Origin of the sequence: Flavobacterium ginsenosidimutans (assembly GCF_003254625.1) — a bacterium.
Taxonomy (GTDB): domain Bacteria; phylum Bacteroidota; class Bacteroidia; order Flavobacteriales; family Flavobacteriaceae; genus Flavobacterium; species Flavobacterium ginsenosidimutans.
The window spans coordinates 218,754-245,472 of sequence record NZ_QJRJ01000074.1; the positions used below are offsets into that span (position 1 = coordinate 218,754).

Annotated in this window: 26 protein-coding genes and 4 tRNA genes; 13 read left to right on the forward strand and 17 right to left on the reverse strand. The window is 31.6% G+C overall.

Annotation, left to right across the window (positions count from 1 at the left end; genetic code table 11):
- The 4 genes from DM444_RS09465 to DM444_RS09480 all read right to left on the reverse strand — a co-directional run bounded on the left by DM444_RS09465 (position 1) and on the right by DM444_RS09480 (position 3,400).
- A complete protein-coding gene (locus DM444_RS09465; RefSeq protein ID WP_111285950.1) occupies positions 1-1,467 on the reverse strand; it encodes a phytoene desaturase family protein in 1,467 nt (488 codons plus the stop codon).
- Positions 1,468-1,506: 39 nt separating this feature from the next.
- Positions 1,507-2,406 (reverse strand): MerR family transcriptional regulator, encoded by a 900-nt coding sequence (locus DM444_RS09470; RefSeq protein ID WP_111285952.1) that lies wholly within the window; start codon positions 2,404-2,406, stop codon positions 1,507-1,509.
- Between the two features lie 216 nt (positions 2,407-2,622).
- Positions 2,623-3,123 carry a tetratricopeptide repeat protein gene (locus DM444_RS09475; protein WP_111285954.1) on the reverse strand — a complete coding sequence of 167 codons (501 nt, stop codon included), beginning with the start codon at positions 3,121-3,123 and terminating at the stop codon, positions 2,623-2,625.
- Between the two features lie 204 nt (positions 3,124-3,327).
- Positions 3,328-3,400, reverse strand: a tRNA-Lys gene (locus tag DM444_RS09480).
- A 429-nt stretch (positions 3,401-3,829) separates the two neighbouring features.
- Here DM444_RS09480 and DM444_RS09485 point away from each other — a divergent pair.
- Positions 3,830-4,393 carry a DUF6705 family protein gene (locus tag DM444_RS09485; protein WP_111285956.1) on the forward strand — a complete coding sequence of 188 codons (564 nt, stop codon included), beginning with the start codon at positions 3,830-3,832 and terminating at the stop codon, positions 4,391-4,393.
- A gap of 426 nt (positions 4,394-4,819) precedes the next feature.
- Here DM444_RS09485 and DM444_RS09490 read toward each other — a convergent pair.
- From DM444_RS09490 to DM444_RS09500, 3 genes are all read right to left on the reverse strand, one after another.
- Positions 4,820-4,902, reverse strand: a tRNA-Leu gene (locus tag DM444_RS09490).
- A gap of 43 nt (positions 4,903-4,945) precedes the next feature.
- Positions 4,946-5,018, reverse strand: a tRNA-Lys gene (locus DM444_RS09495).
- Between the two features lie 40 nt (positions 5,019-5,058).
- A tRNA-Lys gene (locus tag DM444_RS09500) sits at positions 5,059-5,131 on the reverse strand.
- A 126-nt stretch (positions 5,132-5,257) separates the two neighbouring features.
- Between DM444_RS09500 and DM444_RS09505 the strand changes: the two genes are divergently transcribed.
- Positions 5,258-5,776 (forward strand): shikimate kinase, encoded by a 519-nt coding sequence (locus tag DM444_RS09505; protein WP_111285958.1) that lies wholly within the window; start codon positions 5,258-5,260, stop codon positions 5,774-5,776.
- On the opposite strand, the gene DM444_RS09510 is transcribed toward DM444_RS09505, so the two are convergent.
- Positions 5,768-6,268: a phosphoribosyltransferase domain-containing protein gene (locus DM444_RS09510; RefSeq protein WP_111285960.1), complete on the reverse strand. Its 501-nt coding sequence runs from the start codon at positions 6,266-6,268 to the stop codon at positions 5,768-5,770. The two genes, DM444_RS09505 and DM444_RS09510, sit on opposite strands and share 9 nt — an antisense overlap.
- A 179-nt stretch (positions 6,269-6,447) precedes the next feature.
- Positions 6,448-6,849, reverse strand: coding sequence for an RNA-binding S4 domain-containing protein (locus DM444_RS09515; protein WP_111285962.1), 402 nt, complete (start codon positions 6,847-6,849; stop codon positions 6,448-6,450).
- A gap of 79 nt (positions 6,850-6,928) precedes the next feature.
- Between DM444_RS09515 and DM444_RS09520 the strand changes: the two genes are divergently transcribed.
- Positions 6,929-8,098 (forward strand): FKBP-type peptidyl-prolyl cis-trans isomerase, encoded by a 1,170-nt coding sequence (locus DM444_RS09520; RefSeq protein ID WP_111285964.1) that lies wholly within the window; start codon positions 6,929-6,931, stop codon positions 8,096-8,098.
- A 179-nt stretch (positions 8,099-8,277) separates the two neighbouring features.
- Here DM444_RS09520 and DM444_RS09525 read toward each other — a convergent pair whose 3' ends face one another.
- From DM444_RS09525 to DM444_RS09535, 3 genes are all read right to left on the reverse strand, one after another.
- Entirely contained in the window at positions 8,278-9,231 is a 954-nt protein-coding gene (locus tag DM444_RS09525; RefSeq protein ID WP_111285966.1) for a transketolase family protein, read from the reverse strand.
- A 78-nt stretch (positions 9,232-9,309) separates the two neighbouring features.
- A complete protein-coding gene (locus DM444_RS09530; protein WP_111285968.1) occupies positions 9,310-10,158 on the reverse strand; it encodes a transketolase in 849 nt (282 codons plus the stop codon).
- 248 nt (positions 10,159-10,406) lie between these two features.
- Complete coding sequence (locus DM444_RS09535) at positions 10,407-10,706, reverse strand: hypothetical protein (RefSeq protein ID WP_111285970.1); 300 nt, start codon at positions 10,704-10,706, stop codon at positions 10,407-10,409.
- A gap of 294 nt (positions 10,707-11,000) precedes the next feature.
- On the opposite strand from DM444_RS09535, the gene tgt reads away from it, so the two are divergent.
- The 10 genes from tgt to DM444_RS09585 all read left to right on the forward strand — a co-directional run bounded on the left by tgt (position 11,001) and on the right by DM444_RS09585 (position 21,278).
- Positions 11,001-12,131, forward strand: a complete 1,131-nt coding sequence (gene tgt, locus DM444_RS09540) for a tRNA guanosine(34) transglycosylase Tgt (protein ID WP_111285972.1) — start codon at positions 11,001-11,003, stop codon at positions 12,129-12,131.
- Between the two features lie 83 nt (positions 12,132-12,214).
- Entirely contained in the window at positions 12,215-13,303 is a 1,089-nt protein-coding gene (locus DM444_RS09545; RefSeq protein WP_111286044.1) for an LptF/LptG family permease, read from the forward strand.
- A complete protein-coding gene (locus DM444_RS09550) occupies positions 13,290-14,180 on the forward strand; it encodes a DMT family transporter (RefSeq protein WP_111285974.1) in 891 nt (296 codons plus the stop codon). The genes DM444_RS09545 and DM444_RS09550 overlap by 14 nt, the downstream gene beginning before the upstream one ends.
- Before the next feature lie 112 nt (positions 14,181-14,292).
- Positions 14,293-15,246 (forward strand): acetyl-CoA carboxylase carboxyltransferase subunit alpha, encoded by a 954-nt coding sequence (locus DM444_RS09555; protein WP_111285976.1) that lies wholly within the window; start codon positions 14,293-14,295, stop codon positions 15,244-15,246.
- Between the two features lie 140 nt (positions 15,247-15,386).
- On the forward strand, positions 15,387-16,931 hold the full coding sequence (dnaB, locus tag DM444_RS09560) for a replicative DNA helicase (RefSeq protein WP_095931682.1): 1,545 nt from the start codon (positions 15,387-15,389) through the stop codon (positions 16,929-16,931).
- Between the two features lie 137 nt (positions 16,932-17,068).
- Positions 17,069-17,440, forward strand: a complete 372-nt coding sequence (locus DM444_RS09565; RefSeq protein WP_111285978.1) for a hypothetical protein — start codon at positions 17,069-17,071, stop codon at positions 17,438-17,440.
- A gap of 143 nt (positions 17,441-17,583) precedes the next feature.
- On the forward strand, positions 17,584-18,078 hold the full coding sequence (locus tag DM444_RS09570; RefSeq protein ID WP_239455641.1) for a hypothetical protein: 495 nt from the start codon (positions 17,584-17,586) through the stop codon (positions 18,076-18,078).
- 18 nt (positions 18,079-18,096) lie between these two features.
- Complete coding sequence (locus DM444_RS09575; protein ID WP_111285982.1) at positions 18,097-18,888, forward strand: sensor histidine kinase; 792 nt, start codon at positions 18,097-18,099, stop codon at positions 18,886-18,888.
- A 115-nt stretch (positions 18,889-19,003) separates the two neighbouring features.
- Positions 19,004-19,669, forward strand: coding sequence for a response regulator transcription factor (locus tag DM444_RS09580; RefSeq protein WP_111285984.1), 666 nt, complete (start codon positions 19,004-19,006; stop codon positions 19,667-19,669).
- Positions 19,670-20,018: 349 nt separating this feature from the next.
- Positions 20,019-21,278 carry an asparagine synthetase B gene (locus DM444_RS09585; RefSeq protein WP_111285986.1) on the forward strand — a complete coding sequence of 420 codons (1,260 nt, stop codon included), beginning with the start codon at positions 20,019-20,021 and terminating at the stop codon, positions 21,276-21,278.
- Here the strand turns inward: DM444_RS09585 and DM444_RS09590 are convergent.
- From DM444_RS09590 to DM444_RS09610, 5 genes are all read right to left on the reverse strand, one after another.
- Positions 21,275-22,078: an endonuclease/exonuclease/phosphatase family protein gene (locus DM444_RS09590; protein WP_111285988.1), complete on the reverse strand. Its 804-nt coding sequence runs from the start codon at positions 22,076-22,078 to the stop codon at positions 21,275-21,277. The two genes, DM444_RS09585 and DM444_RS09590, sit on opposite strands and share 4 nt — an antisense overlap.
- A 72-nt stretch (positions 22,079-22,150) precedes the next feature.
- Complete coding sequence (locus tag DM444_RS09595; RefSeq protein ID WP_111285990.1) at positions 22,151-22,384, reverse strand: hypothetical protein; 234 nt, start codon at positions 22,382-22,384, stop codon at positions 22,151-22,153.
- A gap of 85 nt (positions 22,385-22,469) precedes the next feature.
- Positions 22,470-23,138 (reverse strand): response regulator, encoded by a 669-nt coding sequence (locus DM444_RS09600; protein WP_111285992.1) that lies wholly within the window; start codon positions 23,136-23,138, stop codon positions 22,470-22,472.
- A gap of 9 nt (positions 23,139-23,147) precedes the next feature.
- A complete protein-coding gene (locus DM444_RS09605) occupies positions 23,148-24,902 on the reverse strand; it encodes an ATP-binding protein (RefSeq protein ID WP_111285994.1) in 1,755 nt (584 codons plus the stop codon).
- Between the two features lie 35 nt (positions 24,903-24,937).
- Positions 24,938-26,695 carry an ATP-binding protein gene (locus DM444_RS09610; protein WP_111285996.1) on the reverse strand — a complete coding sequence of 586 codons (1,758 nt, stop codon included), beginning with the start codon at positions 26,693-26,695 and terminating at the stop codon, positions 24,938-24,940.
- Between the last annotated feature and the right edge of the window lie 24 nt (positions 26,696-26,719).

A 26,719-nucleotide genomic window follows, 5' to 3' on the forward strand; every position in this document is an offset into this window, starting at 1 on the left:
TTAAGATCTAAAAGATTTTTGAATTAATTCAGCTGCGAGTTTTCCTGAAATTAAAGCAGGCGGAACACCTGGTCCAGGAACGGTTAATTGTCCTGTAAAATATAGATTCTTGACTTTTTTGCTTTTTATTTTTGGTCTTAAAAAAGCCGTTTGCATTAATGTATTTGCCATTCCGTAAGCATTCCCTTTGTAAGCATTATAATCAGATACAAAGTCATTTTTGCAGAACGCTCTCTTAAAGATAATGTTATTTTTAATTTTTTGCTGCGTAAGTTGCTCAAAACGAGTGATTATTTTTTCGAAATATTCTTCTCGGAGTTTTTCGGTATCTTCAATTCCGGGTGCAAGCGGAATTAGGAAAAATCCAGATTCCATTCCGTTTGGAGCTGCGGTTTGATCTGTTTTGGATGGAAAATTGGCATAAAATAACGGAGCTTCTGGCCATTTTGGATTATCGTAAATATCGGCTGCATGCTGATTAAAATCGACATCAAAAAATAAAGCGTGATGCGATATGTTTTCTATTTTTTTATCAAAACCCACAAAAAATAGGAGAGAAGAAGGTGCAAAAACTCTGCTTTCCCAATATTTTTCAGAATACATTTGGTGTTCTTTTTCTAAAAGAGTTTCGGTATGCTGATAATCGGCACCGCTCAAAACAATGTCTGCTTTTAGGATTTCACCATTAATTACAATTCCAGTTGCAGTATTATTTTCAACAATAATTTTTTCTATTGATGAATTGGTTTTGATGGTTACACCAAGTTCGAGAGACAGTTTTTCGATTCCTCGAATGACATCAAACATTCCGGTTTTTGGATGCCAAGTTCCGAGACCAAAATCGGCATAATTCATAAAATTATAGAAAGAAGGTGTTTTGGTTGGTTTTGCACCAAGAAACAAAACAGGGAATTCGAGAATTTGTATTAACCTTTCGTTTTTAAATTGTTTTTGAATATCTGAACTTACGTTGCTAAAAAACTGATTGAGTTTTAAAGCGGTCTGTGGTGTAATTAATTCTAAAGGAGAAACTCCAGGACGGTAAACTAAATCTTTAATTGCAATATCATAATTGCTTTTTGCTTGATTGATAAAGTTTTGCAGTTTTTCTCCGCTTCCTTTTTCAATGCTTTCAAAAGTAGATTTGATGTCTTCTAAATTATCATAAATGCTTATGAAATCATTTATCCCGAAATAAACCCGATAAGCGGGATTAAGTTTTATAAGCTCATAATAATCAGAAGGTTTTTTATTGAAGTCTTGAAAAAAACGTTCAAAAACATCTGGCATCCAATACCAGCTTGGGCCCATATCAAATGTAAAGCCATTTTCTTTAAACTGTCTTGCGCGCCCGCCTATCGTACTGTTTTTTTCATACACAGTAACGTTGTTTCCTTGTTGTGCAAGGTAACAAGCGGCAGCCAAAGAAGAGAAGCCAGAACCTATTATTTGAATAGTTTTTCTCATTTGTTTAACAAATATAAGAAAAACTTAAACAAAAATAAATTAGATCATGTTAATAGTTTCTTCCATCGAATCAAAAACCCTGATTTTGTCCGTTAAGACTTTCTGATCGATATGCTCAACCATTTTACCCATAAGCCAGATTTCGTTGTTGTTCTGCAATAATTTCTGTCCCATAGATTTTACATATTGATTAATTACGCTTCGATCTGGCTGAACTGTCATGAACGAAATAAAAGTAATATTCTCAAAATGTTTGGTTAAATCCTGCAAGTTCTCAATTGGCATACTTTCTCCTAAATAAATGGTTTTGTAACCTCTATCTAAAATTTCATATTGCAGATATAACAACCCGATTTGGTGAATTTCATTTAACGGAAGTGATAGAACGAAAATTCGATCGGTTTTGGTTGGTTTTCTTATTTGAAGGCTTTCTGTGTAAATTAATATTTTCTGCTTAATCAAATGACTCATAAAATGTTCATTTGCCGGCGTGATAGTTTCAGACTGCCATAATAGTCCTAATTCTTTTAATAATGGCAAAAAGTGTTCCTTGAAAACTTCTTTAAAAGTCTTTTCCGAAATAAGCCAATCGAATGTGTTAAAGAATAATTCTTGGTCGAAATTCATCATTGCCATTTTGAAAGAAGTAATGGCATAGTTTTGAGAATTTTTCTTCGAAATTATTTCACGTACCAGTTGTGGAATCTTTTCGTCAGGATATGTCGCAATTTTAGAAATCTTATAGCCATATTCGTGTAATAACGTAATATTTAGAAGTTTCTGAAGATTTTGAAGATTGTAAAATCTAATATTAGTATCGGTTCGCATTGGTTCAAGGATGTTGTATCTCTTTTCCCAGATGCGTATGGTATGCGCTTTTATTCCAGATAAGTTCTCAAGATCTTTAATACTGAAAACAGTTTTAATATTGTTTATCATTTTTTGCGATTAAGTGAACAAATGTAAAACAAAATCTTATATTCGACCTTAAAACTACATTAAAAAGATAGAGGATTAGAGGTTTAAGTATTAAAAATATATTTTTTACCTAAAATCAGGTATATTTTTTTTAAGAAATTTATTACTTTGATAAAAAAGAACAGTCTGCAGGTTAAAAATTTCTGTAGACTGTTCTTTATTTTTTGTGAGTTTTTATTATTTACAAAAAGTTGCTCTGTTTTTTGTAGCGCTCTGACTTCCTAATTCAATTGCTTTTGTGAAATCTTTGCATGATTTTTTTTTGTCTCCGATTTTGTTATAAGCTAAACCACGCAAATTGTAAGCCACATAATCGTTTGGATTTAATTCAAGAGAAGAAGTGCAATCTTCTATGGCTTCTTCGTAATTCTGCAATTTGTAATTAACGTTTGCTCTTCCAGTATAAGCATCAGTATTCGTATCGCTTAATTCGATTGTTTTGCTAAAGTCGGCATGAGCTCCTTTTAAATCGTTTAGTTTAAATTTTGCAACGCCTCGATTTTGATAAGCTTCAACAAATCTAGAATCCTTGCTGATGGCTTTTGTGTAATCGGCGATTGCACTTTTGTAATTTCCGGCGGCGGCTTTGTTAAAAGCTTTGTTAAAATAAATTGCTGCGGTTTGTGACCACGACGAAAAGCTTATCATAATAAATGATAGTACTAGTAGGTTTTTCATAAAACTAATTTGGGATTAGTGATTAATTATTTCCCGACGAATTTAAGAAAGTTTTGTTTTGTAAGGGAATTTCTTTTTTTAAATAATAGTTCGGAGATAAGAAAATATAAAGAAGGGATAAAGGGGTTTTTTCTAAATCTTTCAGGATTTGAATCTTGCATAAAAAGAAAAAAGGTCAAGTAAAATAAATTACCTGACCTTTTGTGACCCGACTGGGGCTCGAACCCAGGACCCCATCATTAAAAGTGATGTGCTCTACCGACTGAGCTATCGAGTCTGTCTCTTGAATGAGGGTGCAAATATAAGTACTTTATTTAGGTTAATAAGCCTTTTTTTAAATGAATTTTACAATTAATTTCGATAAAAGCTTTAAGTTCTTATTTTACAATCAAATAGAGTTTAATTTTTTTTCTGTGATCGTGAAGATACAGAATTCGAACCATTTAATGGAAGATTTAAAAGTTTTAGATGTAATTTCAATATTCTAATTAAAAGTTGTGGAACTTTTTTTTAAAATCCACATATAAAAAATATGCATCTTATATGAAATCAGGAAATAAAGAGGCTAGTTTTTTAAGTTTTTTAAGCGATAAAAGCTACATATCCGGAATTGAATTATATAAAATCAACAAGGATAATACATCAACAAAGAAATCGTTAGACGCTAATAAAAAAATAATAAATACAAATTGCTAAAGAGACAATCATGAAAAAAACAATAATACTCATAAGTTTAACAATGATAATAATATCATGTAAAGCACAGCAAACAATACCCTTGGAAAAATTAATTGAATATAGGGATTCTCAATCAGATATTCCAAATGGTGCCTATCTTCAAGATGTAAATAGCTTATTAAATAAGTATATCGGAACTTGGAAAGGAACGAATAACAATAAAAATTACACTTTTATTTTAACAAAAGTAAAACGTAATATAAGAGGTGTTTTTATAGATGAATTACTTATTCGTTATTTAATAACCTCCACTACTGGAACAGTTATCGAAGATACCAGAAACTTAACAGATACTGATCCACTAGTTATAGAAGGAGATTATATCAGTGCGAATAAAAAGTATTATGTGCTCAATTATTTTGGAAGAAACTCAAAATGTGGTCAATCTGGAGAGGTTTTTATTTCGACAACTTCTGATAATCAACTTAAGCTGTTTTTGGCGACCTCACAAGACATGATAAATGGAAAAAAATGTGCAACTGTAGCGGAGCAAATATTACCAACAAAATCAATTCTCTTAACTAAACAATAAAAAAACGCTTTGATAAAATTAAAATTTCCACAATTAAAAACATTTCTAAATTTTATAATAATTCTTTAGTTTTTAGAATTGTTGGCGGTTCATTTGATATAGCAGATGGGAATAGCAGAAAATTTGAAATTGCAACATTTAGAGCTATTGCTAATCTAATTGATTTTAAAAACCAAAAAAGTAATTAATATTTAACAAACTAATACATTGCAGCTAGTGCAGAGAATTTGGAAATAGATCGAGAAATAAACCGTAATGATGTTACAGCTTGAAAAAGAACCTTAAACCTTAACAGATTCATGATGGGGTTTGAAGCAAGATCCTCTTTAAACATAGGTCCTTTCAAACTAAAAAAAATCTTGTAAATTATAGAACCATAAAAAAATCCTGAGAATCTATATTTCTCAGGATTTTCAATTTTTATAGTGACCATGGAGGGATTTGAACCCTCACGCCCTTCCGAGCACCACCCCCTCAAGATGGTGAGTCTACCGTTTCTCCACATGGCCTAAAATGTAAAAGGTCGAGTAAAATAAATTACTCGACCTTTTGTGACCCGACTGGGGCTCGAACCCAGGACCCCATCATTAAAAGTGATGTGCTCTACCGACTGAGCTATCGAGTCATTGCTTTCAAGAAATTTAATTTGTTAATCACAAAATTTGTGACCCGACTGGGGCTCGAACCCAGGACCCCATCATTAAAAGTGATGTGCTCTACCGACTGAGCTATCGAGTCATTTAATTTCTTGAATGCGGGTGCAAATATAAGGAGTTTTTTTTGAAGTTTCCAAGCTATTTTATCATAAATTTGTCTTTTTTTTGGAAAAATCTCCAATCGCTTAGTTTATAAGGTTTTATTAATATGAAAAAAATTGTGTTATTAGGTTATATGGGCTGCGGAAAGTCGACAATTGCCCAAAATTTGTCAAAAATTACAAATATTCCGTTCTTGGATTTAGATAAATGCATCGAAGAAAGAGCAAATTTATCCATAAATGAGATTTTTGAGAAGCATGGAGAAGTGTATTTTCGAAAATTAGAACACGAAATGTTTGTCGAATTGCTGCAATCTTCAGAAAATAATATTATTGGTCTTGGAGGAGGAACTCCATGTTATGCCAATAATCACGAATTATTAAAAGGAGATGATGTTGTATCTATATATTTAAAGGCATCTATTGATACGTTATATAGTAGATTGGTTCATAATAAAAGCAAACGTCCTTTGATTGCAAATATGAATGAAGAAGAAATGAAAGAGTTTATCGCGAAACATTTATTCGACAGAAGTTTTTATTACAATCAAGCGAAACATAAAGTGTCGGTTGATGATAAATCTGTCGAAGAAACGGTTCAGGATATTTTAGAAATCTTAGCTTAAAGAAGCGTAATCGCCGTTTTCTGAATTGAAAACAACTTGAACGTGTTCTAATAAAGAGGTCGAAAGCGAAATGCCTTTAAAATCTGCCTTTACTGGATATTTTTTATGATTTCGGTCAACAAGTACTGCTGTTTTGAATTTTTTAAGCGGAACGTCTAAGAAATGACGAACAGCATAGATCAATGTAGTTCCTGAGTTTAGGACATCATCAACCAGGACTAGACCTTTATTTTTATATTCTTCAGGGCTTAATGAAGTTTGTATGGCTTCTTGCGGATTTTGTTTGTTTACTTTTACTTCGCAGATTGAAACGTTTAAGGTAGAAATACTGCTAAGTACTGAAGCGATTTTTTCGGCAAAAACAAATCCGTTAGAAGCAATTCCAGCAATAACAACTTCTTCTTCGTTTACAAAAGTCTCGTAAATTTGATAAGCGATACGTTTTATTTTATGTTCGATTTCCTCGTGGGTCAGAATAATATTGTTACTCATGGTGTAATTTTTTTGCTAAGATAATTAATTTAAAAATTCAATATAGAAAATCCAAATTCCAATTTTTAATATACAATTTCAATATTTTAAATTCCAAATTCCAAGTTTTGAGTTAGGTTTATTTTGGTGATTTGAAATTGGGTTGTTCTTTTGGAGTTTGGGATTTAAAAAATTGGAAATTATTCAGTTTCAGTTTCATCTTCTTCGTCATCAAAAATATCATCTCCGTAATCGTCAATGTCTCTTCTGTCTTTTTTAGTTGGTCGTCCTGCACCAGTTCTTCTAGAATGTTCTTTAGATAGTTTTAATAGTTCTAAATGTGCAAAAGCTTCTGGCGGAGTTTCGTTTTTTTGATAAAGATCTACCAATTTTGCTCCAACACGATTTTGTGGTATGTCTAAAACTGTTATAATTTGTGTAATTTGATCTTTTCTAAATGTAATTCGGTCTGTAGGAAAAACTTCTTTTGAAGGTTTTGCAACTTGCCCATTTACAGTGATCTGATTCTTTTTGCAAGCTTCAGTAACCATGTTTCTGGTCTTGTAATAACGAACGCACCACAAGTATTTATCTATTCTCATAATTTTTCTAAAATCCAAGTTAAATTCTTTACAAAAATAAATCAATATTGTATCTTGCGCACCTAAAAAAATGATAATAATGAATAAATTTAAATATTATTTTGTTTTACTACTTGCTGGTATCGCCATTGTTTCTTGTAATAAAAGTGATGACGATGATTCGACAACGGTTCCACTGAGAGATTATGCAGAGCAGTTTAAAGCAGATAATGATTCTATTGTAAAATTTTTAAAAACCAATTATATTGAATCAGTTACCGCTGATTTTGATGTTAAAATATCAAAAATTCCAGCAGGCGGAACACAAACTTCTATCTGGGATCAGAAGACTTACACATTAGCATCAAGAGATGTTTATAGTGACGATATTACTTATAAAGTATATTATTTAGTTTTAAGAGAAGGTTCTGGTCAGAATCCAACTAATACCGATAAAATTTCTACAGCATATAGCTGTTATTTGTTAAACGGAACCATGGCTGATTCTTCGTATGGAATTCCTTTTACAGCTAATTTATTTCCATATGCAAACACGAGTACTGTAATAGAAGGCTGGTCAGAGATTTTTCCAAAATTTAAAACAGGAACTTCTACAACTGGGGATGATGGATCAATTACGTATAATGATTATGGTGCTGGTGTAATGTTCTTGCCTTCAGGTTTAGCTTATTATGCTTCGGGTAGTGGCGCTAATATTCCTGCATATACACCAATCTACTTTAGTTTTAAATTATTTGATCTTCAAAGAATGGATAATGAATATAACACAACAAGTAGCGGAAGAGTTTTTGTTGGCGATGGCGTTCCTGATTATTTAGAAGATGTTAATGGTGATGGTTATCTTTATGATTTTAGAAATACAACTAAATATCCTAATCCTCCTAAAGAATTAATCGATGATACTGACGGTGATGGAATTGCAGATTTTGTTGATCTTGATGATGATGGAGACGGATTTACAACTAGATTTGAGCTTACAAAACCTACAGGCGAAGTTGGTATAGTGGATGGTGTTAATTATGGAATCAGACTTTATTATCCTTGGGATCCAACGGTAGATAATCCAGCAACACCAAATGTTGATGAAACGGAACCTAGAGGAATTCCTAGAAGACCTACAGGAGCTCTTACAGATCCATCAAAACCTGAATCTTCTACTAATGTTAAAAAATATGTTGAGGAAGATTATAAGGCTAGCGGAAGATTAAGAATTCATTTAGATAAAACTTATCCGATAAAGCAGAATTAAAACTCTAAAATATAAATAAAAACCTGAAAGCGATTTCAGGTTTTTTTTATGTCTAATAATTTCTGTATTTAATAAAAAGAAGGATTTCTAAAGAAGATTTTGAGAAAGCACGTCTTTAAAAACAAAAAACCTCGAAATCTAAATTCCGAGGTTTTTCTATAAAGTAAGAAAATCTAAAATTATTTTCTTTTAATTACTCTTTCTACAGCTTCAACAATTGCTTGGTTGTTTAATTTGTATTTTTCCATTAATTGCTCTGGAGTTCCAGATTCTCCAAAACTATCTTTTACTGCTACAAATTCTTGCGGAGTTGGGTTGTTTAAAGCTAATACTCCTGAAACGCTTTCTCCAAGACCTCCAAGATAATTGTGCTCTTCTGCAGTAACTACACATTTAGTTTTAGCAACAGATTTTAGAATAGCTTCTTCATCAAGAGGTTTAATAGTGTGGATGTTGATTACTTCAGCAGAAATTCCTTTTGCTTCAAGAGCTTCAGCTGCAATAAGAGCTTCCCAAACTAAGTGTCCTGTAGCAATAATTGTAACATCTGTTCCTTCATTTAACATAATTGCTTTTCCAATTACGAATGGTTCGTCAGCAGGAGTAAAGTTAGCCACTACTGGACGGCCAAAACGTAAATAAGCTGGACCGTGGTGATCTGCTAACGCTAAAGTTGCAGCTTTAGTTTGGTTGTAATCGCAAGTATTGATTACAGTCATTCCTGGCAACATTTTCATTAAGCCAATATCTTCTAAGATTTGGTGCGTTGCTCCGTCTTCTCCTAAAGTTAAACCAGCGTGAGAAGCACAGATTTTTACATTTTTATCTGAATAAGCAACAGATTGACGAATTTGGTCGTAAACTCTTCCTGTAGAGAAGTTAGCAAAAGTTCCAGTAAAAGGAATTTTTCCTCCAATAGTTAAACCTGCAGCGATTCCAATCATGTTTGCTTCTGCAATACCGATTTGGAAAAAGCGCTCTGGATGATTTTTCTTGAATTCATCAAATTTTAATGAACCAATTAAGTCAGCGCATAACGCTACAACATTTTCATTTTTTTGACCTAATTCAGTCATTCCCGCTCCAAAACCAGAACGAGTATCTTTGCTTCCTGTATTTTCGTATTTTTTCATTTTGTTTCTTTTGAGATGCTAAGTTTCTAAGCGACTAAGTTTCTAATCTGAAAACTGTCTGCTGAAACTGAGCACTTTTTAATAATCTGCTAAAGTTGAAATGTTTTGAGCTAATGCAGCTGCTAACTGATCGTTGTTAGGAGCTTTACCATGCCAAGCGTGTGTATGCATCATAAAATCTACTCCGTTACCCATTTCTGTATGTAATAAAATACAAACTGGTTTTCCTTTTCCTGTTCTAGATTTAGCATCATTTAAACCAGCAAGGATAGCGTCGATATTGTTTCCTTCTTTAATTTCTAAAACATCCCAGTCAAAAGCTTCAAATTTAGCACGTAGGCTTCCCATTGCTAAAACTTCATCAGTTGTTCCGTCAATTTGTTTTCCGTTAAGGTCAATAGTTGCGATAATGTTATCAACTTTTTTAGCAGATGCGTACATAATTGCTTCCCAGTTTTGACCTTCTTGCAATTCTCCGTCTCCGTGTAAAGTATAAATTAAGTGATTGTCACCGTTTAATTTTTTAGCTTGCGCTGCTCCAAGAGCTACAGATAAACCTTGTCCTAATGAACCAGATGCAATACGAACTCCAGGTAAACCTTCATGTGTTGTAGGGTGACCTTGTAAACGAGAATCTAATAATCTGAAAGTAGCAAGTTCTGAAACTGGAAAATAACCGCTGCGTGCTAGAACGCTATAAAAGACAGGAGAGATGTGTCCGTTTGAAAGGAAGAACAAATCTTCTCCAATTCCGTTCATATCAAAACCTTCTTTGCGGTCCATAATATTTTGATATAGTGTTACCAAAAATTCAGTACAACCTAATGAACCACCTGGGTGTCCAGAGTTTACAGCATGTACCATTCGAAGAATATCTCTTCTTACTTGGATCGTTAAATCGCTTAATTGTTGTGTGTTAGGCTTCATTTTATATGTAAAAGTTAAACTGAAGCAAAAGTAATTTTTATTTTGTGGGCAGACAAATGATTTTTTGCTTTAGTTGTATAACAATTGTTAAATTTAGCTGTTTTTTCTGCATTCCGTAAAAAAATATAACGTAACTTTTGCTTCAAAAGCCTTTATAAGTGTGTTTTTTACAATTTTAAATTGATGAATAAAAAAAGCCTGCTTTTTGCAGTACTTTTAAATATAATTTTCTACTAATTATAACAGTATCAATTATCACTTTCGCTATAATAATTGTTTTCTTCATCTTCAGAACCAATATCTTCTTGCTGGTCATCTAACTCAGATCCTGGAATATCCAAATCGTTACCGATTTTATCGCTGTTTTGTTTCCATTCGTGATTGTTCTGATTAATGATACGTTCGCCTGAAATGTCTTCAGGATTAATATCTTCCAGTTTGTTATCCTGATTGTAAATATCTTCGTTTTGAGGATAATCCATATTTTCAAGATTTCTTTCAATCTGGTCATCCTTTATTTGATCTAACTTTTCTTCTGAGTTTATCATGATTTCTAAGACTTTAAAAATTAATAAATTAAAGTTAGAGAATCTGTATTCTTCGTGTGTTATATTTAAAATGATAGAAGTTGCAGTTTTTACATTTTGGTTTTATATTTAAACGTAATTATTAGGACTGGGAAACCTTAAAAAGAAATTTGTAGTTAGAAACGTTAAAATTCCAATTTTCAAATTAAGAAAACATTATCTAATTTTTCTAATTGACAAATTACCTAATTAATAAAATTTTCCTGAAATTAAACTATCTTTGCCGTCCCGAACGGTCGGGAGAAAAACGAATTTATGAAGTTTGATTTATTACAGAAAGATCCGCAGTCGAAAGCAAGAGCGGGAAGTATTACTACTGATCATGGAGTTATAGAGACTCCTATTTTTATGCCAGTTGGAACGGTTGCATCTGTAAAAGGTGTACATCAGCGTGAACTAAAAGAAGAAATTAATCCAGATATTATTCTTGGAAATACCTATCATTTATATTTACGTCCGCAAACTGAAATTCTTGAAAAAGCAGGTGGATTGCATAAGTTCATGAACTGGGATCGTAATATTTTAACAGATTCTGGAGGATATCAAGTATATTCTCTTTCTTCAAATAGAAAAATTAAAGAAGAAGGGGTAAAATTTAAATCGCATATCGACGGTTCTTACCACTTTTTCACACCAGAAAATGTAATGGAAATTCAGCGTACTATTGGTGCTGATATTATCATGGCATTTGATGAATGTACGCCTTATCCTTGCGATTACAGATATGCACAGCGTTCTATGCACATGACGCATCGCTGGTTGGACCGTTGTATTAATCATTTAGAAAAAGTACCTTATAAATATGGCTACGAACAAACGTTTTTCCCGATTGTTCAAGGAAGTACTTATAAGGATTTACGTCGCCAGTCGGCTGAATATATTGCTAATTCTGGACAACAAGGAAATGCAATTGGTGGACTTTCTGTAGGCGAACCTGCTGAAGAAATGTACGCTATGACTGAAGTAGTTTGTGAAATTCTTCCTGAAGATAAACCTCGTTATTTAATGGGGGTTGGAACTCCAATTAATATTTTAGAAAATATTGCGTTAGGAATTGATATGTTCGATTGCGTTATGCCAACTCGTAATGCAAGAAACGGTATGTTGTTTACAGCAAACGGAACAATCAATATCAAAAATAAAAAATGGGAAGCTGACTTTTCTCCAATTGACGAAATGGGACATACTTTTGTTGATACAGAATATACAAAGGCTTATTTGCGTCACTTGTTTGCCGCAAATGAATATTTAGGAAAACAAATTGCTACCATTCATAATCTTGGTTTTTATATGTGGTTGGTTCGTGAAGCTAGAAAACATATCTTAGCGGGCGATTTTAGACCATGGAAAGAAATGATGGTTAAAAATATGAGCCAAAGATTATAAAAAGTTCCAAGTTTCAGGTTTCAAGTTTCAAGTTTTGTAGAGAACGTGAAACTTGAAACTTGAAACAAAAAAACAAAAACTATATGCTTTCAATAATAGATAAATACATCTTAAAAAGATATCTGGGAACTTTCTCTGTGATGTTGCTTTTATTTGCACCAATCGGAATCGTAATTGACGTTTCTGAGAAAGTAAATAAAATGCTCGAAAACAAGATTCCGTTTGGCGATATTGCTTTCTATTATTATAATTTTACGATCTACTTTATTAATTCGCTGTTTCCGATATTTTTGTTTTTATCAGTAATTTGGTTTACTTCGAAATTAGCAAATAATACAGAGATTATTGCCATTTTGAGTTCGGGGATTTCATTTACGCGTTTCTTGCGTCCTTATATTATAGGTGCAACAATCGTTTCTATTTTCGTTTTGCTGATGGGATTTTTTATTGTTCCAGCAGCAAGTGAAGGGTATAATAATTTCAGATATACCTATTTAAAAGGAAATGGAAAAGAGCTCATGCGTGGAGAGAACACTAATGTTTACAGACAAATTAACGATCACGATTTTATTTTTGTAAACAGTTTTAATGAAGAATCTAAAACAGCTTTCAACTTTTCTTTGGAACATTTTGAAAAAGAAAAATTGACCTATAAAATTACTGCAAGCCGTATTAAATGGGATCCTAAGAAAAAGATTTATGTTTTATACGATTACACAAAACGTACTGTTGGAGATTTAAATGATGTAATTGAAAAGTCTCCAGAAAAAAACATGGCCTTTAAGTTTGAATTGGCCGATTTGACTCCTGTGGTTTATATTGCAGAAACGTTGACTTTAGGTAAATTAATTGATTTTATTGAGAAAGAGAGAAAAAGAGGTTCAGGAAACATAAACACCTATTTAGTTGTTCTTTATAAAAAATACAGTATACCAGTTTCGGCATTTATTTTAACAATTATTGCAGTTTCGGTTTCTTCTATGAAGCGTCGTGGCGGAATGGGAATGAATCTAGCTATTGGAATCGCAATTGCATTTTCATTTGTATTCTTTGATAAAATATTTGGTACACTTGCCGAAAAATCTACTTTTTCACCTTTATTAGCTGTTTGGTTCCCAAATATTGTTTTTGGAATCTTAGCAGTTTATTTACTACGTAATGCGAAACGATAATTTAAAAAGTTATTTAAATCTTCACTTAATTGTTTTTATCTGGGGTTTTACAGCCATTTTAGGCGCTTTAATTACAATTGATGCCGAAAATTTAGTTTGGTATAGAATGTTGCTTGCCATGATTTTTCTTGGCGGATTTATAGCAGTTAAAAAACAATCATTTCAAGTCCCAATAAAAGAATTTTTCAAATTGATTTTTGTTGGTTTATTGATTGCATTGCACTGGATTTTCTTTTTTAAAGCAATTCATGTTTCCAATGTTTCAATAACACTTTCGATATTTTCTTTAGGAGCTTTTTTTGCTTCTTTATTAGAGCCATTATTTTATGGAAGAAAAGTGCTTTGGTACGAAGTTTTTTTCGGGCTTATAATCATAGCGGGTTTAGGATTGATTCTTCAGGTTGAAATTAAATATCTTACAGGAGTTTATTACGCTTTAGCAGCAATCATTTTAGGTGTGCTATTTACCTTAATGAACGGAAAATTGATCTCAGATCACGAACCTTCTGTAATTACGTTTTATGAGTTTGGAGCAGGAGTTTTCTTTATCACGATTTATTTTTTATTCCAAGGAAAATTCACTGCAGATTTCTTCGAAATGTCTTTGAATAATTGGATTTTATTATTGATTTTAGCTTCAATTTGTACGGCTTACGCTTTTACAGCTTCGGTAAAAGTAATGCAGCGATTAACCCCTTATACAGTAATGTTAACTACTAATTTAGAGCCAGTTTACGGGATAGTTTTGGCTTATTTTATCTTAGGGGGAAAAGAGAAAATGAGCGTCGAATTTTATATCGGAGCTGTTATAATAATCATAACAGTTATTCTAAACGGTGTTTTCAAACATTATCAGAACAAGAAAGAAAACTTGTAATAGTTTCCTTATTATTAAAATGCATTTTTATACTTTAAATAACAATTAACTTCGCCAATGATATAATATTTTTATATTTGCGGTTCGATTTACAAACAAAATTCAAAAATCCATGGAATATTTAGATTTTGAGCTTCCAATTAAAGAACTTGAAGAACAGTTAGAAAAGTGTGTTATTATTGGAAAAGAATCTGACGTTGACGTAACCCCGACGTGCAAGGAAATCAACAAAAAATTAGTAGAAACTAAAAAAGAAATATACAAAAACCTTACGGCTTGGCAGAGAGTGCAATTGTCGAGACACCCAAATAGACCGTATACTTTAGACTATATCAAAGCAATTTGCGGAGATACTTTCTTAGAACTTCATGGAGACAGAGGTTTTAAAGATGATAAAGCAATGGTTGGTGGTCTTGGTAAAATAAACGGACAATCGTTTATGATTATCGGTCAGCAAAAAGGTTTTAATACAAAAACACGTCAGTACCGTAATTTTGGTATGGCTAATCCAGAAGGATACCGTAAAGCTTTGCGTTTGATGAAAATGGCAGAGAAATTCGGAATTCCAGTTTTAACTTTAGTAGATACTCCGGGTGCATATCCAGGACTTGAAGCCGAAGAAAGAGGACAAGGAGAAGCTATTGCTAGAAACATTTTCGAAATGGTTCGTCTACAAGTGCCAATTATCACAATTATAGTGGGTGAAGGTGCTTCTGGTGGAGCTTTAGGAATTGGTGTTGGAGACCGTGTTTATATGTTAGAAAACACTTGGTATTCTGTAATTTCTCCAGAATCTTGCTCTTCTATTTTATGGAAAAGCTGGGAATACAAAGAGCGTGCAGCAGAAGCTTTAAAATTAACTTCTTCTGATATGAAAAAACAAAAATTAGTTGATGATGTAATTCCAGAACCACTAGGAGGAGCACATTATGACAGAGAAACTACTTTCAAAACAGTAGCGGAATATATTACTAAAGGATATAACGAATTGAAAGATTTATCAACAGCCGATTTAATTGCCCAAAGAATGGACAAATACAGTAATATGGGCGAGTTTAAAGAGTAAATTCATATAATATGATGAAAAATCCGAAGCCCTACGGTTTCGGATTTTTTTTTGGTTATGAACAAATCAAGATTATTTATAAACAATTATTAGTTATAACTCGATAGCATATTTTTTTTAAATTTTGCTACTTTCGCTATATGGAAAATTTCAAAAACTTAAACCCCGTTAAGGTCGACAAAACCACAATTATTAATCTAGAAAAAGGTAAGCTTCCTCCTCAAGTTATTGACTTAGAAGAGGCTGTTCTTGGCGCGATGATGATTGATAAAAAAGGGGTAGATGATGTAATTGATATTTTACAGCCTGATGCTTTTTACAAAGACGCGCACAAACATATTTTTGAGGCGATTTTACAGCTTTTTACAGAAACTCAGCCAATTGATATTTTAACGGTTTCGACACAGTTAAAGAAAAACGGAAAGCTGGATCTAGCTGGAGGAGATTTTTATTTGATTCAGCTAACGCAGAAAATTGCTTCTTCTGCGCATATCGAATTTCACTCGCGTATTATTCTTCAAAAATTTATTCAAAGAAGTTTGATTCGAATTTCTTCTGAAATTATTGAAGAATCTTATGACGAGACAACAGACGTATTCGATTTGCTGGATAAAGCCGAATCTAAATTATACGAAGTAACTCAGGGAAATATCAAGCGTAGTTCTGAGACTGCTCAGAGTTTGGTTCTTCAGGCGAAAAAACGTATTGAAGAAATTGCTGGTAAGGAAGGTTTGAGTGGAGTTGCAACAGGTTTTGAGAAACTGGATGAAGTAACTTCTGGATGGCAACCTTCGGATTTAATTATTATCGCGGCTCGTCCCGGTATGGGTAAAACGGCTTTCGTCCTTTCGATGGCGAGAAACGTGAGTATTCAGTTTGGACATGCAGTTGCGATTTTCTCTCTGGAGATGGCGTCGGTTCAGTTAATTACGAGGCTTATTTCTTCTGAAACAGGATTGTCTTCAGAAAAATTAAGAACAGGTAAATTAGAAAAACACGAATGGGAGCAATTAAGTACAAAAGTAAAAAACTTAGAAAAAGCCCCATTATTTATTGATGATACGCCTTCGCTTTCGATATTCGATTTACGTGCAAAATGCCGTCGTTTGGCTTCTCAGCACGGAATCAAACTAATTATTATTGACTACTTGCAGTTAATGACTGCTGGAGGTAGTGGTAAAGGAGGAGGAAACCGTGAGCAGGAGATTTCGACAATTTCCCGAAACTTAAAGGCTTTGGCAAAAGAGCTTAACGTTCCGGTAATTGCACTTTCTCAGTTATCGCGTGCCGTTGAAACCCGTGGTTCGAGTAAACGTCCGCTTCTTTCGGATCTTCGTGAATCTGGAGCGATCGAGCAGGATGCGGATATCGTATCGTTTATCTATCGTCCTGAATATTATAAAATTGAAGAATGGGATGATGATGAAGCTTCTTCTACACAAGGTCAAGCTGAGTTTATTATAGCCAAGCACCGTAACGGTGGTTTGGAAAATATTCGTCTGAAATTCTTAGGACACTTAGGTAAGTTTGATAATCTTGAAGAGTTTACAGGAGGTTATGATGATTTACCATCAAAAATGAATCATGATGATAACCCTTTTATAACTAAAAATTTACCATCTGCTAACGAAGCTTTCGGAAGTAATTTAAATGACGACGACGACGATAGTGATGTTCCATTTTAAAAAATTAAAAAGCCTTATTATTAAGGCTTTTTTTATGTTTTGACGTTAATCTTTTAATAAAAATCAGTAGTTTAGCTAAACCAATCAGAAACTATTAATTTTTTTTTAAATTATTAACCAATTAACAAATGTAAATTATGAATGATGATTTTAATCTAGGAAGTGTTGAAGTATCTTTAGAAGAAGGTAAAAGTTGGGCAAAAAAATACCGCGATTCGCCTAAAGAGGTTGAAGAAGGTAAAGGTAAAATTGACGCTTACTTAATCCCTTTAGATGCTTTGAGATTAGTATTAAAGCAAGACATTGATGCAGTTAGAGCATACAAAGGAATTAACAATGCTGGAGAACAAACTTTAATGTTTGTGGGTACAAAACTGGACAAAAAAACCGGTATTTATGTAGATGTATTTAATGTGGGTGTATCAGAAGGATGTGAGGGAAGCGAAGTTGTTTATGACACTAGCCGTCCATGTCCTCCTTATGGTGATCCAGCTAGTCCGATGGCATAACAATGGATGATTTTTTAATATATTCTTCTTATATCATTTTATTTATAAGTTTGATATTATATACATATAGCTTTTTCCGCAAGGAAAAAGCTAATGTCTTTTTCATCATATATATTGTTTTTAGCTTTTTAATTCAGATTTCTATGGAAATCATGTATCATATGCATTTAAATAATTTATTGTTGATGAATACATTTGTCATTGGACAGATGATATTGTTAGGATTGTTTTATAAGTCATTATTTAAAATTCAGGCACAAAAAAAAGTGGTAGTTTGGAGTATGATTTTGGCTCTATTGATCATTTTTATTCAATTATATAATGACCCAGAACAGATTTATAAATTTAATTTGTTTGAAATTACAATCTGTTCATTGTTAGTCCTCATTTTTGCTTTAATGCATTTTTATAATATGCTTGGCGATAATAAAACTTACTATTATTTTTCGATTGGAGTGGTAGCTTTTATGCTTGCTTCAACAGTATTATTGTTGGTAGGGAATTTAACCCATAACCTTTCAAATGAATTTAAATATTTAAGTTGGAGATTAAATGCATTTTTAGTTGGAGTATTTTATTTCTCTATGATTGTAGAATGGAAAGTGAGTTTTTCAAAAACGAAAAATTTAGCTAATTAAAATATTTCAATTCATAATATGAGTCTCCATTCAATACCAGAAAAAGAAATTGTTGCTATAATTTTATATACCTCACTTTTCTTTATGATTGTTGCAGTAGTTTTAATTATATTCTTTTATTTTTCTAGACAAAAAATAATTCAGAAGGAATTAGAAAAAGTAGATTTAATACTTCGATATCAAAAAGAACAATTGCATGCTGTTATTATCACGCAGGAAGAAGAACGCAAAAGAATTGCACAAGATCTTCATGATGATATCAGTTCGAAATTAAATATTGTTTCATTAAATAGCCATTTGCTTACTGCGCCAAATCTTACAGAATCTGAAACGGCTGAAATAACCGAAAATATAATCAATTTAACTACTAAAGCTTTAGAAAACTCTAGAAAAATTGCCCATAATCTATTGCCTCCTGTTTTTGAAAAATTTGGATTAAATGCAGGAATAGAAGAATTATGCGAGGAATTTGAAACCAGTAAATCTGTCAAAACGCATTATAAAAATGAAATCGATTTTGACGACAAAGACCTCGACAGACATTTGCATATTTTTAGAATTCTTCAAGAATTAATGAATAATTCGCTTCGTCATGGAAAAGCAACCGAAATTTGGATTTCATTTATCAATATTGAAGGCGTAAATACATGTAATTATGAAGATAACGGAATTGGTTTTGATAGTTCAAATGCTGAAAATCAAAAAGGTTTAGGAATGAAAAATATTGATAGCCGAATATCATTTTTGGAGGGAACAATCAAAATTACCTCTGAAATTAATAACGGAATCGCAGTAAATTTTACTTTTTAGGTCGAATTTAGAACTTTAATAAGGTTTTTAGTCGATAAAATGATATGTTTTGGCTATTTATTAATCATATTTTGTAATTTCGGGATACCAAACTAAACGACCAAAATCCAAAAAGATGAATGCCACTATTAAAATTGCCCTTGTCGATGATGAAATTTTGTTTCGAAAAGGAATTTCTTTTTTATTACAGAGAGAAGATAATGTAGAAGTTATTTTTGAGGCCTCAAACGGAGAAGATTTAATTTCTCAGTTAAATGAAAACGAAATCAAACCCGATATAATTATAATGGACTTAAAGATGCCAGTTTTAAATGGTGTCGAGGCCACTAAAATTATTCGAAAGGCGTTTCCCGATATCAAAATAATAGCGCTAACAAGTTATGATACGAAGTCATTCATTGCTAATATGATTCAGGTTGGGGCTGTTGCTTATTTAATTAAAAATACTACTCCAAAAGATTTAATTCTGACAATTAGAGAAGTAGCTGCAAAAGGTTTCTACTATAATGAAAATGTTTTAAAAACAATTCAAGAAACCATAGTTTCTCCTAAAAATACAAAAGGCGGTTTAGATACGAGTTTCCTTTCGCCTCGTGAAGTAGAAGTTCTGCAATTGATCTGTCAGCAGAAAACAACTGCCGAAATTGCCGAGCAGCTGTTTTTAAGTCCGAGAACTATTGAAGGGCACAGAAATAATTTGCTGCTTAAAACAGAATCGCGCAATATTGCTGGTTTGGTTGTGTATGCCATTCAAAACGATTTAGCAGATTTGACAATCTAAAAAATTATGCTGTCAAAAACTGAATTGATAACACATAATACAATATGATTGTTATCACGAGAACACATAAACCTATTTTTTGAACTAAATTCATACCCTTTTCTTGGTTATTACTATCATTAAACTTCATTGGTTGGTTGTTTTTTACATTGATTAGTTTTATGACCTGGGATAGCAAATGTATATAGAATATTTAATGGCACTATAGGTGTTTTTACCTGTTTTTTTCAAGGGTGTAAATCAGGTATTTTCCCCTGTTTTTTTATTTAACATTCTCTTATGCCATAAAAGGGACTATAGATTCTTTTTTTAGATAGTTCCTTTATATCTTTACTAAAATAATTTTCGGATGAATAGAAGTTTATTCTACATTTTTATACTATTAGTTACATTCAATGCCCGCGCCTCGTTCATATTACTTCCGATGGACGAAACAACTCAACAGAATCATTTAAAAGCATACGGTATTACTTATTGGTGTTTAAGCAGAGATTATAAAGCAAGTTGGCTTTTAAATTATCGCGGAGGCTCTTTCTTACTTCCTGATGCTGAAGAGATTAGAAAAGAATGTAAAATTAGAGGTGTTAGTTTTGAAGTTATTTCAGATAGTGAGCAAGCTTCTATTTTAAATGAAATCTCAAGTCCTTCTCAAAATATGGAATCTGTAATTTTGGAGAAAGCCCCAAAAATTGCTGTGTATACGCCAAAAGGTAAACAACCTTGGGACGACGCAGTAACTTTGGTTTTAACTTATGCCGAAATACCTTTTACTCCAATTTATGACGAAGAAGTTTTAAGCGATCAGTTATTAATGTATGATTGGCTGCATCTTCATCACGAGGATTTTACAGGACAGTACGGAAAGTTCTATGCCGCTTATAAAAATACGCCTTGGTATATTGATCAAAAGAAGGATGCTGAAGCTTTAGCGGCAAAATTAGGATATGCCAAAGTATCTCAGGAAAAGGGAGCAGTAGCAAAAAAAATTAGAGATTTTGTAATTGGCGGTGGATTTATGTTTGCAATGTGTTCTGCTACAGATAGTTTTGATATTGCGCTTGCAGCTGATGGAGTCGATATTTGCGAAACAATGTTTGATGGTGATCCAAGCGAATCTAATTATCAATCGAAATTAAATTACAATAACTCTTTTGCTTTCAAAAACTTTACTTTAGAAAGAAGACCTGAAGTTTATGAATTTTCAGATATCGATATGACTACAAAAAGACGTATTGTTATGGAAAAAGATTATTTCACTTTAATGGAATTTTCAGCAAAATGGGATCCAATTCCAAGTATGTTGTGTCAAAATCATACCCAATTGGTAAAAGGTTTTATGGGGCAGACGACTTCATTTGATTCTTCACTAATAAAATCTAACATATTAATTATGGGAACTTGTGAGCTAAATGGCGAATCAAGATATATTCATGGCGAAAAAGGAAAAGGAATGTTTACTTTTTTCGGAGGACATGATCCAGAAGATTTTCAGCATCAAGTTGGAGATCCGCCAACGGTTTTAGATTTGCACCCAAATTCTCCAGGTTACAGATTAATTTTGAATAATGTTTTATTTCCTGCTGCGAGAAAAAAGAAACTTAAAACCTAGTTTAGTGAGATTTCAAACCAAATCGGAATATGATCTGAAACTTTTCTTGCTGCTTGAAGAGAATCAAAATCTTCATAAAATTTAATTACTCCCGAATTGATAACTTTCATTGATGAGGATTTGTAAAAAATATTATCAAATTCAGACGCTAAACAGATATTGTTTTTACATTTATGCTTAAGCGTTGTTTTCTGATTCTTCAATACAGAATTATATCCCATTTTTCTTAAAGGAATGAAGACAGTATGTTTTTCAGGGCAATTAAAATCGCCTAAGAAAACTAGATTTAAATTAGGATATTCACTTGGCAAAAACTTAAAATATTTGATTTCAGTTTCTGGCTGCTTTTTTTGAGTTATAGCGTGAAAATTGACTAGTGTAATTGTTTTTTTATTGATTTCGAAAGTGCCGAAATAAGGTTCTCGGTCAATTTCTAAATTATATTTTTTCTCCAGCCAAGGTTTGTTTTTTAATTTTATTTTATGAGTTTTCCAAATAAAAGCATATCGTTCAGTTTTGTAACTGCTACTGCTTGTTGGATCACTTATATTATAGTCCCACTTATTTCCTTTTTCGTTAAGTAATTCAGTGAGCTTTGCTACAGTTTGTGCTCCGCCGTTTCCTGCAACTACCTCCTGAATAGCAATTATGTCATAGGCAGAGATAGTTTTGGCAATATAGTTTAATTCGGTATTCGATTTTGATTTTCCGAAGTTTTCTATATTCCAAGACAGAATTTTGGTTTGCGCAAAAGATATAAATGTAAATAATAGTAGGAGAGGGCTGAGAACGTTTTTCATGTAAAAAAATAATTGTAATCAAATATAGATAATTCTCTTTCTACAATTATCAGGCCTTTCTTAGAAAATTATTTAGTGTTTTTTGTATCTGTTTTTTAAAGCTGTGCTAATTATGATAATTTGTAATACTAAAAGCGCTGGAATAAATATAAGTTTCCAATCAATTTCAAGCCATCCGGTTTTTGCAGAAACTAGAACAAAACTTATTGATAAAAAAAGACAAAGTAGCATTGTTTTCATTATAATTTTATTTTGGGTTGTGTTAATTTTTGCGAATAAAATATCCGCTTTGTTTTTTGGTTTCATTGTAGGTTAATAGATTCATAACAAATTTAGATTTATTAGAATTGATATCCTTACGGGAATCCGTAAACGTATCATATTATGCTAGTTATACCAATCCAAAATCTTTTGCTATAGCAATTAAATGCACATTATTATTAGCTTTAAAGTAAATTTTTAGTTTATTAATTCTTTTTTCGATACTACTCGTTCCGTTTGGGGTAATAGACAAATCTTTAAACTCTTTTGAAATACTTTCTAAAATATATCCTTGAGATAAAAGTTTTAAAATCGAAATATCATAAGATTCAATTTCAATTAAGGCCTTATCATTAAAATTAAAAGACAAATCAGACGAAAGTATTTTTTCTTCATTATTGAATGTGCTTTCAATCGCATTTCGTAATTCTATGATACTATTTCTTCCTTTAGAAACGTATGCATTAATTCCTAGTTCATTAAAAAGCGTTTTAATTCTATAACTTTTGTCTTCAATAGAAAATACAATTTTCTTTAATTTGGGCTGAACACGATTGATCGCTTCAATTAACCCATCGCCAGTTTCGATATTTGCTTTTCGGTGATCTGATTTAAACGACAGATCAGTAATTAATAAATCATAAGGCTCATTTTCAACCAAAGCTTTTTTTACTTTGAGTAAACCTTCATCACAATATTTCACATGGTGAATTACTGGAACTTGTAGTTCTTCAAGTACTTGAATAACAGCGATACTAATACTGTCTAAATCTTCGGCAACTAAAACTTTTTTAAACATATAATTGTTTTATAATGGGAATGTGAAACTTATTTTTAAACCATTTTCTAGATTCGGTTCAAAATTAATAGTTCCTTTTATTGTTTTAATACGGTTTTCCACATTTTGTAGTCTTTTTTTTAAATTGACATATCCATCAGTGGTTTCTGTATTGTTATCAATATAAATTATTTGAATATTTTTTGTCTCTTTTTTAAAATTTAAGCTTATTAAAGATGCGTTACTGCTTTTCGCCATTTCATTTAAGAGTTCTCGAAGTATTCTAAAAATGGTAATTTTTTTAATTCGATCAATCTCATGCCACGAAAAACTGCTTAAACCATTTACTATTATATTTAAAGAAGAATTGGAATACTCAGAAAGCATCATTTTTAGATTTTCGAGATAGTTTTCATCTGTTAGTATGGCACTATTTTCTCTCGAAATTTTCCTAGTTTTTAAATAAATTTGATCTAAATGATTAAGTAATTCTTCCTTGCTTTCAGGTTTTTCAAAATTTGAGTTTTGAATATTTGTAGATAATTTAAAAACTTCGCTTGTTAATTCGTTATGAAGTTTTTGAGAAATCCGTAATTCACTTTTAAATATAGTATCGTCTTTTTCTCTTTTCCCTTTTAAAGTAATATGAAGAGTTAAAAACAGCAATGCAAAAACGCTAATAAAAATTACTACATACAAAATGTAACTTTGATTTTTTTGTATTTCAAATTGCAATTCTTTTTCTGCTTTTTGAGTTTTCAGTTCTAGATTCTCTTGTTTATCTTTTTTGAAATAGTATTGTATGTTGGCAAATTGATTTTTTTGTGATAATTGAATTTTATTAATACTGTCGAGATAATGAACATACATATTAGAATATTTCTTTAAGTCATTTCCTGTAGTGGTTCGTATTAAAGTTTCTAAAGCATACTTTTTTTGCCGATAAGTATTTATTATGCAAGCGTGTTTATAAGCTGCTTCAGCATATTTTTTAGCCAATGCAAGATTTGAATCTACATAATAATCGGAGAGATTTGAGTAACTTTCTGGTAAATTATGTTTGTCATGTAATCGAAGTCTAATCTTTAGAGCTTCTTGGTAATAGGATAGAGCTTTAGGATGTAATAAATTAGCGTAAGAAATACCTATGTTATTTCTCATTACTGCATAGTCAATTAATTCAAAATCTTTTAAAGTATTTGTTTTTTTCTTATTGCCATAATATCCCGTGGTAGTTAGCTGAGTATAAATTTTTACAGCTTTTTTGTATTGTTTTTTATGCATATAAACAAGCGCAATATTAGCTAATGCATTTGCTTTCCTTCTCACAGTTGTATTTAGATCGTAAGCTTTTTTAGCATAGATAAGAGCATTGTCATAATCTTTTGTAGCTAAATAATTACTTGCAAAAACTTTATATGTTTCCCAAGCAAATCTTGGCTTTTTCATGTATTTAAGGTGAGGCAGTATTTTTGTAGCAGTATTTTCACTCTCCAGGTAATTGCCTTCATATTGTTGTATAAGCGCTATTGAAATTAGTGCGTCAACATAATCTATTCTATTTTTTTCAGGATCAGAAAGATGAATTATTTTTAAATAATTTTTGTACGCCTTTAAATATTCATTATGATCGTAATCATTATCAGCGATAATAGTCAGTCTTTTTATTTCAGCCGTATTGTCAATTTTTTTTAATACTGCATGCTTTTCCTTTTTGCATGACGTTGGTAAAACGAGCAAAAGAAATACAGAAATTAAAATTTTAACTACAGATGAGACTTTCATTTATGGATTTTAAAAATTAAAAAATGGCATTTATATTATAAAGGAAGATTAATAAAAACTTTAAAACCTTGATTTTCGGAATCAGAAACCTGTAAAAACCCTTTCAATGTTTTAAGACGATTTTCGACACTTTTCAGTCTGTTTTTTAAATTAATACTGCTATTTTGAACTTTTGTATTATTATCGATGTAAATTATCTGCAGGTTTTTATCGTTTATTTTAAAAGTAAGACTTGACAATGATGCGTCACTATGCTTTTTCATAGTGTCGAAAATTTCTTGAAGTGATCTAAAAACGGTTATTTTTTTAATGCGCTCGATTTTTGACCATGAAACGGTATTTAAACCATTTACTATTATGTGCAAATCAGAATGAGAATATTCGGAAATCATTTCTTTTAAACCAATTTCATAATTTTCATTGAAAGGAATAATGCTGTTCTCTTTAGAAATTTTTCTGGTTTTCAAATAAATTTGATCTAAATGATTAAGTAATTCCTCTTTTGTTTTTGGTTCTTCAAGATTAGAATTTTGAATACGTGTCGATAATTTAAAAACGTCATTTGCCAATTCGTTGTGAAGCTTTTGCGAAATTCTTAACTCGCTTTTAAATATGGCATCATCTTTCTCTTTTTTTCCTTTTAACGTAATGTGAAAAAATAAAAAGAGTAAAATGAAAGCACTGATGAAAATTACTACATAAGAAATGTTGCTTCTATTTTTCTGCCTCTGCATCTCTAATTCATGCTCAGCTTTTTGGGATTTAAGTTCTAAATTTTCTTCTATATCTTTTTTGAAATTGTATTTTATATCTGAAAATTGATTTTTATTTTTTAATCGGGCTTTATTAATACTGTCTGTAAAATGGATATAAATATTAGTATATTTTTTCAATTCATTTCCAGTCGCAGTTTGAACCAAAAAACTCAAGCAATAATTTTTATCTACATAGAAATTGACTTCAGAAGCCTTTTCATATCCCAATTTGGCATATTTATTTGCTAATGCGGGGTTGGTTTTTAAATAATATTCAGAAAGAGCGGCATAACTGCTAGAGATATTATCACGATCATTTATTTTAAGTCTAATCTTTAAAGCTTTATTGTAAAAATCTATAGCTTTTGGATTTTTTAAGTTTTGATAGCATATACCTAAGTTGTTTAACATTACAGCATAATCCATTAATTCAAAACGATCACAGCTGTTTGTTTTAAATTTTTGAGCGTGATATCCCTCTGTGGTAATTTTCTCAAACATAAAAGCAGCTGCGTTATATTTTTTTTGCTTCATATACACGATACCTATACTGTTTAAGATGCCCCATTTTCTAAATGCACTGGTATTAAGGTGTAATGCTTTTCTAAAATACACTAAAGCGCTTTCTAAATTGTCGGTTTTAAAGTAATTAAATCCCTGAATAAAATAGGCATTCCAAGCAAATCTTGGTTTCTTCATATATTTTAAGTGCGGTAATATTTTAATTACCGTTTCCTCACTTTGTATATAATCACCCTGATATTGATAAATGTAAGCTAGAGATATTAATGCATCAACATAGTCGATTCTATCCTTTACAGTATCTGAAAGAGAAATTATTCTAGTATAAGTGTTGAAGGCATTTTTATAATCAGAGTTTTCAAAACAACTATCTGCAATAATTGTTAATCTTTTAACTTCTGCCGTATTATCAGTTTTTTTTAATACTGCATGCTTTTCCTTTTTGCAAGACGTTGGAAGAACGAGCAAAAGAAGTACAGAGACTAAAATTTTAAGTAAAGCTGGGGCTTTTTTCATTTTGAGACTTGGGAAAAACAATTC